At 36.9% G+C, this 13,803-nt stretch carries 11 protein-coding genes; 10 read left to right on the top strand and 1 reads right to left on the bottom strand.

Annotated elements, in window-relative coordinates:
- Window positions 1-242: 242 nt before the first annotated feature.
- The 7 genes from ligA (at window position 243) to CCAND38_RS04595 (ending at window position 7,580) form a co-directional block, all read left to right on the top strand.
- Window positions 243-2,234 carry an NAD-dependent DNA ligase LigA gene (ligA, locus tag CCAND38_RS04625; protein ID WP_042344068.1) on the top strand — a complete coding sequence of 664 codons (1,992 nt, stop codon included), beginning with the start codon at window positions 243-245 and terminating at the stop codon, window positions 2,232-2,234.
- A 203-nt stretch (window positions 2,235-2,437) separates the two neighbouring features.
- Window positions 2,438-3,100, top strand: a complete 663-nt coding sequence (locus CCAND38_RS04620) for an aspartate kinase (RefSeq protein ID WP_042009567.1) — start codon at window positions 2,438-2,440, stop codon at window positions 3,098-3,100.
- A 207-nt stretch (window positions 3,101-3,307) separates the two neighbouring features.
- A complete protein-coding gene (locus CCAND38_RS04615) occupies window positions 3,308-4,102 on the top strand; it encodes an IS5 family transposase (RefSeq protein ID WP_042344067.1) in 795 nt (264 codons plus the stop codon).
- A 223-nt stretch (window positions 4,103-4,325) separates the two neighbouring features.
- Window positions 4,326-4,934 carry a TetR/AcrR family transcriptional regulator gene (locus CCAND38_RS04610; protein ID WP_042344066.1) on the top strand — a complete coding sequence of 203 codons (609 nt, stop codon included), beginning with the start codon at window positions 4,326-4,328 and terminating at the stop codon, window positions 4,932-4,934.
- A gap of 40 nt (window positions 4,935-4,974) precedes the next feature.
- On the top strand, window positions 4,975-6,315 hold the full coding sequence (locus tag CCAND38_RS04605) for a TolC family protein (RefSeq protein WP_042344065.1): 1,341 nt from the start codon (window positions 4,975-4,977) through the stop codon (window positions 6,313-6,315).
- A gap of 20 nt (window positions 6,316-6,335) precedes the next feature.
- Window positions 6,336-7,061, top strand: coding sequence for a nitroreductase family protein (locus CCAND38_RS04600; protein WP_042344064.1), 726 nt, complete (start codon window positions 6,336-6,338; stop codon window positions 7,059-7,061).
- Window positions 7,062-7,079: 18 nt separating this feature from the next.
- Complete coding sequence (locus tag CCAND38_RS04595; RefSeq protein ID WP_082024954.1) at window positions 7,080-7,580, top strand: BRO-N domain-containing protein; 501 nt, start codon at window positions 7,080-7,082, stop codon at window positions 7,578-7,580.
- A gap of 30 nt (window positions 7,581-7,610) precedes the next feature.
- Here the strand turns inward: CCAND38_RS04595 and CCAND38_RS04590 are convergent, their stop codons facing one another.
- Entirely contained in the window at window positions 7,611-7,859 is a 249-nt protein-coding gene (locus CCAND38_RS04590) for a hypothetical protein (protein WP_231549996.1), read from the bottom strand.
- Between CCAND38_RS04590 and CCAND38_RS04585 the strand changes: the two genes are divergently transcribed.
- From CCAND38_RS04585 to CCAND38_RS04580, 3 genes are all read left to right on the top strand, one after another.
- Window positions 7,849-9,018: an efflux RND transporter periplasmic adaptor subunit gene (locus CCAND38_RS04585; protein ID WP_042344063.1), complete on the top strand. Its 1,170-nt coding sequence runs from the start codon at window positions 7,849-7,851 to the stop codon at window positions 9,016-9,018. The two genes, CCAND38_RS04590 and CCAND38_RS04585, sit on opposite strands and share 11 nt — an antisense overlap.
- A 72-nt stretch (window positions 9,019-9,090) precedes the next feature.
- On the top strand, window positions 9,091-9,213 hold the full coding sequence (locus CCAND38_RS12135; RefSeq protein ID WP_262482001.1) for a hypothetical protein: 123 nt from the start codon (window positions 9,091-9,093) through the stop codon (window positions 9,211-9,213).
- Between the two features lie 434 nt (window positions 9,214-9,647).
- A complete protein-coding gene (locus CCAND38_RS04580) occupies window positions 9,648-13,133 on the top strand; it encodes an efflux RND transporter permease subunit (protein WP_042344062.1) in 3,486 nt (1,161 codons plus the stop codon).
- Window positions 13,134-13,803: the final 670 nt, after the last annotated feature.

The raw sequence follows: 13,803 nt of genomic DNA, 5'->3' as shown, positions 1-13,803 counted from the left end.
GGAGAAACTCAGTTAGTTAATGGTTGTTCGGATGGTGTTTCATGTTCTGAGGAAGAACATCAAGCAAATCGCCGAAGTGAATTTATTATCGTAGAACTCAAATAAAACTACGTGATAAAAAATATGAAAAAGAGACTGTTCCCAACAAGAATAGTCTCTTTTGTTTTTCGTACGTTAATTGCGTTTGAAAATTTCATTGATGTAAAAAAAATACTACATTTGTGGCTTAATAATCTCAATAAATGGACGTCAAAAATCAAATAGAACAGCTTAGAAACGAACTTAATCAGCATAATTATAATTATTATGTATTGGACAATCCAATTATTTCTGATTACGAGTTTGATCAAAAATTGAAGGAATTACAGTTGTTAGAAAATCAACATCCTGAATTCTTCGATTCTAATTCGCCAACAGTTCGTGTGGGTGGGACTATTACTAAAAATTTCAATACTATCACACATGAATTTCGGATGTATTCTTTGGATAATTCTTATTCAAAAGAAGATTTGGAGGAGTGGGAAAAACGTATCATTAAGCTATCAGGGAGTCAGAACCTCTCTTTTACTTGTGAATTGAAATATGACGGAGCTTCGGTTGATTTGCTTTATGAGAAAGGGAAACTAACCCAAGCTACTACACGTGGAGATGGTTTTCAAGGCGATGAAATTACTGCAAATGTACGTACAATTAAGAGTGTACCGTTGGTTTTGCAAAACGATTTCCCAGAGCGTTTCCATATTCGTGGAGAAATTATCTTACCTAAAAAAGGATTTGAAGAAATGAATAAAGAACGTATCGAAGCAGGGGAAGATCCTTACATGAACCCTCGGAATACGGCAAGTGGCAGTCTGAAATTGCAGGATACCTCCGAAGTAGCGAAACGCCCATTGGATTGTTTACTGTATGCATTAGTTGGTAGTGTAAATATAAAAACACAATATGAAGGTTTGGAAAAGGCTCGTTCCTGGGGTTTTAAAGTTCCTAAAGAATCAAAATTATGTCATTCCACCGATGAGGTAATGGACTTTATTAACTATTGGGATGTACACCGCCATGATTTGCCATATGAAATTGACGGTGTGGTGGTCAAGGTCAACGATATAGCTCTGCAAGAAGAGTTGGGATACACCTCAAAATCACCACGTTGGGCAATGGCATATAAATTTAAGGCTGAACAAGCGACAACTACCTTAGAAAGTATTTCGTACCAAGTCGGGCGGACAGGAGCCATTACTCCTGTAGCAAATCTCACCCCTGTATTGTTGGCGGGAACTATCGTAAAACGAGCATCCTTGCACAATGCCGACCAAATAGAAAAGTTAGATATTCGTGTCGGAGATACGGTTTTTGTAGAAAAAGGCGGTGAGATCATTCCGAAAATCGTAGGAGTAGCACTTGATAAGCGTCCCTCAGGCTCTATGATAACAACTTATATTTCACATTGTCCTGAATGTCAGTCTGAATTGATACGTAACGAAGGCGAAGCACAGCACTATTGCCCTAATGTTGAAGGTTGTCCTCCTCAAATTACGGGCAGAATTCAACATTACATCTCGCGTAAAGCCATGGATATCGAAGGTTTAGGTGGAGAAACTATAGAGTTGCTATTTCGTTCAAAACTAATTGAGAATTACGCAGATTTGTATGAGCTTACAGTATCAAAACTTTTGCCATTGGAACGAATGGCATCCAAAAGTGCTGAAAATATTATCAAGGGTATAGAAAAATCAAAAGAAGTTCCTTTTGAGCGAGTGCTTTTTGCTTTAGGAATCCGTTACGTGGGTGAAACGGTGGCTAAAAAATTGGCTCGGCACTATAAAACGATTGATAACTTAGAAAAAACCACACTCGAAGAACTTATGCAAGTAGATGAAATTGGTGTTCGCATAGCTGAAAGTGTAGTTCAATTTTTTGATAATGAACAGAATAAAAATATTGTCAAACGACTAAAATCCTATAATTTACAATTTTCATTATCTGAAGAAAGTATCGCAAATCAAACTGAAAAGCTTAAAGGATTCACGTTTGTGGTTTCAGGGGTATTTCATTTACATTCTCGTGATGAGTTGAAAAACATCATTGAACAAAATGGAGGAAAGGTAGGTTCGTCAATTTCTTCTAAAACAAGCTATGTGATTGTGGGTGACAACATGGGGCCAAGTAAAAAGCAGAAAGCCGAAAGTTTAGGCATTCCGATGATCAGTGAAGAGGATTTCATAAAAATGGTTTAGATTTTAATATAGAAAAACTGATGATGATTTCAGAAAAAAGAAGGATTTTATTTATGATTGCTTTGGTTAATAATTCAAAAAGAAAAGATATTTTATAGGTTTTTAAAATTTTAGCAAAAAAAAATAAACTTATATTGTTACAAAGATTTTTTTTATTGTAATTTTGTAACGAAATAATAGTGTGAACTTAAAATTATGTACTAATGAAAACCGTTTCATCTGCCGTAGAGAATTATATAAAATCAAAACCATTCTTGCAGACGGCTCTATCACAAGGGATTATCAATTTGACTTCGCTGGCTCGTATCATTCGTAAAGAAATTCAAACTGATACAACCAGTAGGGAAGTGCGCAATGGTGCTATCGTTATGGCACTCAAACGACTTTCTACAGATATGGAATTTCGTTCGACACACCGCATTGTTAAGGTTCTTAAGAATATAGGTGAGATTATTGTTCGTTCTAATCTGACGGACTACACTTTTTTAGTTTCTGAAACTCTGTTAAATAATCAATCTGAGTTGTTGCGACAAATTCAAAATACGAAGGACGTGTTCTACGCTTCCTCGCGCGGGGTAAATGAAATTAGTTTGATTGTTAGTAATTCAGTAGAGCCTATTGTTGAAACTGTGTTTAGCACAGAAAGATGTACTCATAAATATAGTAATTTGGGTTCCATAAGCGTAAAACTTCCTGAAGAAAACGTTTCAATTCCGGGTATTTACTACTTTATTTTCCAGAGATTGGCATGGGAAGGAGTTACGATGAATGAGGTGATTTCAACATCTAATGAGTTTACAATTGTAGTTCCTGAAAGTCAGATAGATATAGCATTTAAAGTAATCAAAGATTTGAAAATGCTGTAAAAAATATTAGAATTAAAAATAGGATTGTCCGAAGAGTTGTTATTTAAAAAATATTTTCCCACTTCAATAAATTTTGCGTAAGTTTTTTAAAATAAATTTCTGAATGTTAATTATTTATATTAAACCTGTTTAAACTTTTAAAAGAGTAAAAGTTCCAAGAAAAATAAGTATTTTTGTTTTGCATAAAAAATTGAAATTCAAGGAACTTTGGGCAAAGATACGATAAAAAAATGGATTCTTCCTTATTTGAGTACAGGAAAAAGAGGATTTAAAACAAAATTTGATTTATCATTGATTTTTCTTCTGATAATCAAACGATTAAAAACAGGCTGTCAATGGAGAGAACTTCCAGTAGAAATGTATTTTAAAGACCAAAAAATAAGCTATCAAACGGTTTATTATTACTTCAACAAATGGAGTAAAAATGGTGATTTCCAGAGAATTTGGCTTAATTTATTGCTTCATAACAAACGAAAATTAGATATGTCTTGCGTGCAATTGGATGGAAGTCATACACGATGCAGAATGGGCGGTCAATCCGTTGGTTATCAAGCAAGAAAGAAGTCAAAAACGACCAATTCTATTTTTTTGTGTGATAATTTGGGGCAAATTTTAGCAATGGGCAGTCCGAAATCTGGTAATCATCACGATTTGAACGATATAGAATCGGTTTTAAAAGAAATTTTGAGGCTTTTGAAAGAAGCAAAAATAGAACATAAAGGTCTGTTTCTCAATGCAGATTCAGGTTTTGATAGCCGAGATTTAAGGCGATTTTTAGAGAAAAAAGAAATTATTGCCAATATCAAACAAAATCCGAGAAATGGGCAGGATGAAGATGTTTATTTTGATGAAAAATTGTATAAAAATCGTTTTAAAATAGAGCGGACTTTTGCGTGGTTAGATGGATTTAAAGGATTGGTAATGAGATACGAAACCCTAAATACAACTTGGGTTGCAATGTTGTATTTAGGGTTTATAATGAGGTTTATTAGAAAAGTTTAAACAGTTTTATTTTTTAAGCGTAGAACATTCTTCATCAAACTAAATTAAACAATATAACAAAAATCCAACTTTTCGGACAGTTTCTTTCTCTTTTCATGTAATACACCAACATATATATAGTAAAGTTCATAGCTTTCGTTAAAAAGTTAAATATAGGTTAAAACAAGGAAACTAAAACATCGTTTTGAGTTTCCTTAGTATTTTTGTGCCGAAAAACAAAACGATGGCAAAAGAACAACTCATTACAATAGCACGTGACCTTCTGATTGACTTAGGTATCAAATCCGTTACGATGGACGATATCGCCCGAAAAGCGGGAGTTTCCAAAAAAACGCTTTACAATCACTTTAAGGACAAAACCGACCTTATCCAAACAGTGGTTCTGTACGTTAGTAAGGAACTCAACGAGCAAACCAAAGCAATTATGACCAACAGGCAAAACCCAATTGAGCAACTTTACGAAGTGGAGCATTTCTTTTCGTGTCAGCCTGTGATTACAAATAATTCACCTCAAAAACAACTACAAAAGTATTATCCGAAAATATATAAGGAAATGAAAAACAAACAGTTGGAAGAAGTTGGTGGATTAATTCTGGAAAACTTAAAAAGAGGCATCGAATTGGGAATGTACCGAAAGGATATCAACTTGGATTTTACGATGCGATTGTACCTACACATTATGATTGAATCGGGCAATGATTTGCTCTTTTTCAAGGATTATGATAAAAACATCATTTCGACAAGTTATTTGGAATATCACATTCGAGCCATTGCCACCCCGAAAGGCGTTACCACGTTGGAAGAGATTTTAAGAAGAGACAAAAAGAATTAAAAACTAAAAATCATATAATTAAAAATTCATAATAAATACAATGAATCATAAATTTATTTTTATTTTACTGATTTTCTGCGGATTGTCAGGATTTTCGCAAGAAACTCAAATATATCAATTTTCATTGGAGGAAGCCGTTACTTTTGCCATTGAAAACAATTTAAAATCCAAAAATGCAGCAGCAGACATTGAAGCTGCTCGAAAAAAGAAATGGGAAGCCACCGCTACCGGATTGCCTCAAATCAATGCAAAAGTAGATTATCAACACTTTTTAAAACAACAAGTTACGCTTATTCCTGCGGAATTTTTCGGAGGACAGAAAGGCGAATTTGCCGAAGCCACTTTCGGAACGAAGCAAAACGTAAATGCTTCTGCCACACTTTCACAATTGATTTTCGATGGCTCTTATTTGGTTGGTTTACAAAGTGCTAAGGTATATTTACAAATTTCAGAACTTTCCAAACAGAAAAGCGACATCGAACTGCGAAAAACTGTTGTTGATGCTTATGCCAATGTGCTACTTTCGGAAGAAAGTATCCGAATTTTAGAAGAAAATAAGCGTGTTTTGGAGAAAAATTTGAACGAAACCAAAGCCATTTTTGAAAACGGATTGGGCGAAGAAGAAAATGTGGAACAGCTACAAATTACATTGGCGAACATCAACAATAACTTAAACAATACCAAGCGTTTGTACGAACTTTCCAAAAAAATGCTCAACATCACTTTGGGTTTAAATTTGGACGACCAAGTGCAACTAAAAGACAATTTGGAGCAACTCACAACACAAACCATAGCCGAAAGCATTGAAAATGAAACAAATTTCAATTTGGAATCGAATATTGATTTTAAAATTGCTTCCAATAGTGTACGTTCGCAGGAGTTGTTGGTAAAGTTTGAAAAAAGTCAATCTTTGCCTCGTTTGAGTGCTTTCCTTAACGGAGCATACAACGCGTTCGACGACAAATTTTCGTTTTTCGACACGAACAAAAGATGGTTCGGGAGTGCTCTTTTTGGCGTAAGTTTGGAAATCCCGATTTTCAGTTCGTTTATGCGTTCAAGTAAGGTACAACGCTCTCAAATTGAATTAGAAAAGTCAAAAAACGATTTGAATTTAACCAAACAACAATTGCAAATGCAGCACGATAAAGCGTTGAGTGACTTGCAGTTTGCCATAGAAGAACATCAAACCTTGCGTGAAAATTTGGATTTGGCAAAACGAATCGAAAACAAAAATCAAATCAAATATACCGAAGGTTTGGCAACAAGTTTCGACCTGCGTCAAGCTCAATTGCAACTCTATGCTGCTCAACAAGAATTCCTGCAATCAATGGTTAATCTGTTAAATAAAAAAGAGGTTTTAAAGTCGTTGCAGGTTAATTAAAAAAACGAAAAAAATAGATAATGAACCTAAAAGAAATATTAAATTACCGTCGTGCCGTGCGTTTGTATGACGAAACCCAACCCATTGAAACGGAAAAAGTCCGCGAATGTTTGGAATTGGCACAACTAGCACCTACAAGTTCCAATATGCAACTATGGGAGGCGTATCACGTTACCGACAAATCTGTTTTGGCGAAACTAACCGAAGCTTGTTTGTCGCAAAGTGCTGCAAAAACGGCTCAGCAAATGATGGTTTTCGTCACTCGGCAAGATTTATATAAAGAAAGAGCCAAAGCCATTTTGGAGTTTGAAAAAGGCAATGTACAACGCAACAGCCCCTCGGAAAGACAAGCCAAGAGAATAAAAGACCGAGAAACCTATTATGGCAAATTGATGCCTTTTTTATATCGCAGATGTTTCGGTTTGTTAGGTTGGGTTCGCAAAATAATGGTGCTGAGCATCGGACTATTTCGCCCGATAGTAAGGCAAGTGTCCGAAGCCGAAGTACGAACCGTAGTGCATAAAAGTTGTGCATTGGCAGTACAAACTTTTATGATAGCAATGGCTGAAAAACAATACGATACCTGTCCGTTAGAAGGATTTGATAGCAAATTGGTAAAAAAAGCGTTGAAACTTCCTTCCGATACAGAAATCAATATGATTATCACTTGTGGCATTCGAAAAGAAGGGGGCATTTGGGGCGAAAGATTCCGCGTTCCGTTCGAGGAAGTATATCATCGCGTGTAAAAAACTCAATAGTAAAAAATGGAAAATAACATAAAAATATTCGAACAGAAAAAAGTACGTTCGCAATGGGATGAACAACAGGAAAAATGGTGGTTTTCCATCGTTGATGTGATTGAGGTTTTAACCGAAAGCCCCAATCCGAGAAAGTATTGGAGTGTTTTAAAAACACGTTTAAAAAAAGAAGGAAGTGAGTTGGCTACAAATTGTAGTCAACTGAAAATGCTTTCTTCTGACGGGAAATATTACAAAACCGATGTTGCTGATACCGAACAATTACTAAGGCTTATCCAATCTGTACCCTCACCCAAAGCCGAACCTTTTAAACTTTGGTTGGCTCAGGTAGGTAGCGAACGTTTGGACGAAATGCAAGACCCCGAAATTTCCATAGACCGAGCTTTACAGCAATATCTTCAACTCGGGTATTCCGAAAATTGGATTAACCAACGGTGCGACCCGCACAGGGAATTTGAATTGAATAGTTCTTTAAAAATGTTTTCAAACTATTCAAGTTTTTTATAAATACAAATATGAAGTTTTATATAAATATAATTATATTTTCAAGTGTGTATACTGTGGCATTGGAGACGAAGCGTTAAAAAAATCAATGAAAGAAACGCAGAAAATCTCCACTGTTTGAGCGTTAGCGAGTTTGGAGATTTTCAGTGAAATGAATTGATTTTTAGCTGAGTATCCAAAGCCTTGAATTTTTGGTACTTTTGGGTCAAGCCAAAAGTACAAAGAAGTGAAAAACAAAAATAATTCAAACAACAAATAAAAATCAGATATAATGAAATACATTAACATTCAGCTTATTGTTTCCGCTTTGGTGTTGTTGGCATCGTGCGGAGAAACCAAAAATCCATCGGTGGAAGAGGTCATCGAGAAGGGTTCAAAAACGGAAATCCGTCAGAAAAGAGATGAAATTTCTGCAAAAATAAAAGAGCTTGAAACGCAAATCGCTTCCCTTGATGCTTCTCTTAGCAAATTCCCCGAAGAGGGGTCGGCTCAGGTGTTGGTATCGCTTTTGGAAGTGAAAGATACACTTTTCAACCACTTTTTGGAGTTGCAAGGAACGATAAAAACCACTCAAAATATCACCCTAAATGCGGAATTCGGAGGCGTTTTGGAAAGAATACACGTACAAAAAGGACAAAACGTGCAAAAAGGACAACTTTTGGCGTCAATTCAAGATGGGGGAATTTCCCAACAATTGGCTCAACTGAAAATCCAAGCCGAATTAGCAAAAACCACTTTTGAGCGTCAATCACGATTGTGGGAGAATAAAATCGGGTCGGAAATTCAATATTTACAAGCCAAATCGGCTTACGAAACGCAACAAAGTGCTGTGGAACAAATGCAAAAACAGGTTGCCAAAGCCAATATTTACGCTCCGTTTTCGGGAGTAATCGACGATGTGATAACCGACGTGGGAACGGTGGTTGCCCCTGGAATGCCCGTACTTCGACTCGTAAACTTATCGGATATGTATCTAGAATCGGAAGTGCCTGAGCAGTACATCGCTAACGTGAAAAAAGGTTCACAAGCCAAAGTAGATATTTCCGTTTTGGGCGAACAACTCGACACCAAAATAAGCCAAGTTTCCAATTTTATCAATCCTGCAAATCGTTCATTTAAGGTTGAAATCCGTTTGCCTAACAAAAATAACGCTATCAAACCTAATATGACGGCTCGTTTGCAAGTAAATGATTATCAGAATAAAGAAGCTATCTTACTGCCAACGGATATCATTTCGGAAAATGCACAAGGCGAACAATATGTTTTTCTTGCCAAAAAAGGAGACAATGAAAATCAGTATGTTGCTGAGCGTGTTGTGATTTCTACCGGAAAAACGCAAAACGGATTTACCGAAATTCTGTCAGGAATTCAAAAAGGAGATAAAGTTATTCGCGAAGGAGCGAGAAGTGTGCAAGAAGGACAACGTGTTTCGACTTTGTAAGGTTCAGATTTTTGATTCGTCCAACAGGAAATGAATTCCGACCGACAAGAAATCAATTCTAACCAATAAGAAATGAATTCCGACCGACAAGAAATCAATTCTAATCAACAGGAAATGGATTCTGACCGACAAGAAATCAATTCTGACCGACAGGAAATCAATTCTGACCAACAGGAAATGGATTCTGACCGGTAAAAATCCATTTCTGACAAGTAAATATTCAATTATTATTGGTAAAAATTTATTGATGAGCGGCAAAAATCGATTTATATCAGGTAAAAATAGAATTGGTGACGATGATTCTAAAAATAAATGTAGAATATGAACTCAAATATTCATCAAATAGAAGTAAACACCCGTGAGGATTTCGCAAAATTTTTGGAATTTATTAAAAATGGATATATTTTCAAGAGTAAGTTTGCGACCTTGGAGACGAAGCGTTAAGAAAATCAATGAATGAAACGTAGAAAATCTCTACTGTTTGAGCGTAGCGAGTTTAGAGATTTTCAGTGAAATGAATTGATTTTTAGCGGAGTATCCAAAGTCTTGAATTTTTGGTTCTTTTGTTTCAAGACAAAAGAACATAAAAAAACAATTATAATTAAAAGAAATAAAACCCATATCATACTATGAGTAATATCAAAGATAAAGAGTTCAAGATGTCGTCTTGGGCAATTGACAACAAATTCACCATTTACGTGATGATTTTTATCTTTTTCCTTGCCGGAATGTTGGCGTATATGAATATGCCTCGCGAGAGCTTTCCGGAAATTAAAGATACGAAGATTTACGTCAGTGTTGTCTATCCGGGCAATACCGCCGAAGATATTGAAAGACTGATTATTGACCCATTGGAAGAGAAACTCAAAGGGGTAAGTAATCTCAAAAAAATAAAATCTTCCTCGCAGGAAGATTACGGAATGATAACCCTCGAATTTACCGAGAAAATCACCATCGAAAGTGCATTGCAAAAAGTAAAAGATGAGGTGGACAAAGAAGTATCCAACGAGGATTGGCCTACCTTCAATGGGGCGAAAGTGGAACCCAATGTGTTTGACATTACCATCTCGGAATTTATCCCGATTTTGAATGTAAACATTGCCGGAAATTACCCTACCGCTAAGCTCAAGGAATTTGCCGAGCAGATGCAAAAGAAAATTGAAAATCTGCCCGAAATAAAAGAAGCTACCATTCGCGGAGCTCAGGAAAAAGAGGTAGAAGTTGCCATTGATATGTACAAAATGATGGCATCAAAGGTGAGCATCGACGATGTGATTAACGCCATTGGCAGAGGGAATGTAACGATGTCTGCCGGAAATCTCATCGCTTCGGGGCAAAGACGTACCATACGAATGGTGGGCGAAATTGAGCAACCTTCCGATTTGAAAAACTTTATCGTAAAGTCGGAAAAAGGCATCGTATTCTTGGGCGATATTGCCGAAGTTTCTTTCCGAGATAAGGACAAAACCACGTATGCTCGTGAATTTGGTCAGGGCGTGGTGATGCTCGACGTGAAAAAGCGTTCGGGCGAAAATATGATTCAGGCAAGTGAGAAAATCAAAGAATTAGTAGCCGAAATGCGAAGCGATTTTCCGAAAGATTTATCAATAACCATTGCCAACGACCAATCACAACAGACTGAAAATATGGTAAGTGACCTCAGCAACAACGTTATTTTCGGGGTATTTCTCGTTGTGGGCGTACTGATGTTCTTTTTGGGCTTTAGAAACGCACTTTTTGTAGGATTTGCCATACCGATGTCGATGTTTATGTCCTTTATGATTATCAATGCTTTGGGCTACACGCTCAACACGATGATTCTCTTCGGACTGATTATGGGATTGGGAATGCTTGTCGATAACGGAATCGTGGTGGTTGAAAACGTTTACCGACTGATGGAAAAAGAAGGAATGAGCAGATACGAAGCCGCCAAAGCAGGTATCGGAGAGGTTGCCGTGCCTATCATCATTTCTACTTTAACCACCGTTGGGGCATTTCTACCTTTGGCAATGTGGCCTGGCATTATGGGAGATTTTATGATGTACTTCCCTCTGACGCTTTCCATTGTGTTGGGGTCGTCACTTTTTGTTGCCATTTTCTTCAATTCGATGTTGGTATCGGAATTTATGGACATCAACGAAAAAGTATTAAGCGTTAAGCAATTAGTGAAAATCAGTATTTTGCTTTTCGTTATCGGAACCTTCATTTTACTTGTTGGAGGAGCGGTTCGAGGCTTAGGAACGGTGCTTTATTTCACCATCTTTTTGCTCTGGTCGTACAAATATTTAATTAAAAAATTGGCGGATAACTTCCAACGAAAAATCCTTACTTGGATGGAGGATACGTACGAAAGAACACTTCGTTTTACACTTCGCGGAAAAAATCCGTATATAATGGTTGTTTCCACTGTGGCGTTGCTTATCGTGTCATTTGTGTTGTTTGGCTGGTCGGTTGGGACAGGGCGTACAAGTATAAACTTCTTCCCTGATAACAAACCCAATCAAATTATCGTTTACATCGAATATCCTGAAGGAACAGACATTGAGAAAACCAACGCAGTAACTCAAGACATTGAAAAACGAATATATACGCTACTCAATAGCGACCAATACCGCGATGGTGATTACAACTTTATGGTAGAATCGGCTGTGGCTCAAGTGGGTGAAGGAGCAGGAAATCCTTATACCGATGGAGCTTCGTCGGCTGAAATGCCCAATCGAGGGAAAGTAACGGTAACCCTCCGTGAGTTTAAATATCGTCGAGGGCAGGATTCAGAGGAGCTTCGTGCGAAAATTCAATCCGATTTGCGTGGTGTTTACCCTGGGGTTTCCATTTCGGTAGAAAAAGACCAAAACGGACCTCCTGCTGGGCATCCGATAAACATCGAACTTCGTGGCGAAGATTACAATGAACTGATTGTTACCACCGAGCGTATGCGTGATTTTATCAAACAGAAAAACATAGCAGGAATTGATGAGCTGAAAATAGATGTCAACAAAAACAAACCTGCCATAGAGGTTGAAATCGACCGCGTAAAAGCAGGGGAGTTAGGGGTTTCTGTTGGGCAGATTTCCAATCAGTTGCGTCGTTCCGTATTTGGGGAGAAGGCAGGGGTTTACAAAGAAAAAGGCGACGACTACGATATTTACGTTCGTTTTAATAAGGCAGACCGCTACAATACCAATGTTTTGTTCAACCAACATATCATCTTTAGAGATGCCAATACTGGGGAATGGCGACACGTTCCGATATCTTCTGTAACGAAATATAAGAATACCTCGTCGTTCAGTACGATAAAACACAACAAAACCGACAGGGTAGTAACATTGTATTCGGCTTTAAGCCCTGGATTTAGCGATGCGAGTGCTATCGTACGGCAAATTCAGCAAGAGATGAAAAACTTCGACCTTCCGCAAGAAATCAAAATTGATTTTACGGGACAAATTGAGGAACAAAACAAGGAAATGGCTTTCCTTTCAACAGCACTACTTATCGCTGTGGGGCTGATTGTTTTCCTTTTGGTGTATCAATTCAATTCAATAGTGAAACCAACGCTGATTTTCATTACGATATTACTGAGTTTCACGGGAGTTTTCTTAGGACTGATTATTACAGGACAGCCTTTCGTTATTCTGATGACGATGATGGGAATCATTTCCTTAGCGGGAATTGTGGTAAACAATGGTGTGGTACTGCTCGATTATACACAACTACTTATCGACCGCAAAAAGGAAAAAATGGGCTTGACTGTATATGACAAAATTGATAATCAGTCGGTTTACGATGCTATCGTATCGGGTGGAAAAGCCCGTTTGCGTCCTGTTTTGCTTACTGCTATTACAACCGTACTGGGGCTAATACCTCTTGCTATCGGGTTTAATATTAACTTCTTTACGCTATTTGATTCACTAAATCCGAATATCTATTTCGGGGGAGATAACGTTATCTTCTGGGGACCATTGGCGTGGACAGTTATCTACGGACTGGTATTTTCAACATTCCTTACACTGATTGTCGTTCCGGTGATGTTCTACCTGACTTCAAAATTTTCAAACCGCTTTGGAAAGGTTTACAAACAAGATAACGAAGGAAATACAATTCTGGTAGAGAGATAAAGGGACGAGTTAAAAGGATAAAGTAGAAAGTAGAAAGGATAAAGTTAAAAGTGTCAAGGGACAAGAAACAAGTGATAAGATTTGTATTTTGGGTTTTAAAAACCACATAGATAGATTAAAATAGACTCGAAATTATGTGCCTATGTGATGGAATAAATTATCGGTAATAATCTCAAAATGAGTGTGTTCGTAAACTTTCATTTTGTAATAAGAGGTTGAAAGTTAAACACAAAAAATCCAGTAGTTTTTATCGAAACTGCTGGATTTTTCTTTTTTGAGTACTTTTATTGACTTTGAAGTCTGAGGAAGGAACAGCACTCTGTAATAATTTTCGCACCCGCATATACACTCTAAAGGATTTTACCCCTATCACCAATATTGATGGACTTTCCCTTTGCATAGTAAATCGGTAATTTAACATAAAAGCAAGAAAGTAGACAAAGGTAGAAATATATTAAATTTTCCATCATGATTGGTAACATATCGCCCTGCTCTCCAATGACACAAGATTTTGTTTCATTCTTAAAAGATCACGAGACCATTCCTTTAGAACTATTGTTCTTATATACCGTATTAATAGCAAAAAAAAATAAGCAACAATACAAAAATAATTGAGAAAGTTCCACAATAGAAACAAAAATCACATGCCGAAGATTGGATAATTTCCTTG

The sequence above is a fragment of the Capnocytophaga canis genome (genome assembly GCF_000827555.1).
Lineage (GTDB): Bacteria > Bacteroidota > Bacteroidia > Flavobacteriales > Flavobacteriaceae > Capnocytophaga > Capnocytophaga canis.
Note: the sequence above shows the minus strand (reverse complement) of the source record. Positions and strands in the feature narration are given on the sequence as shown.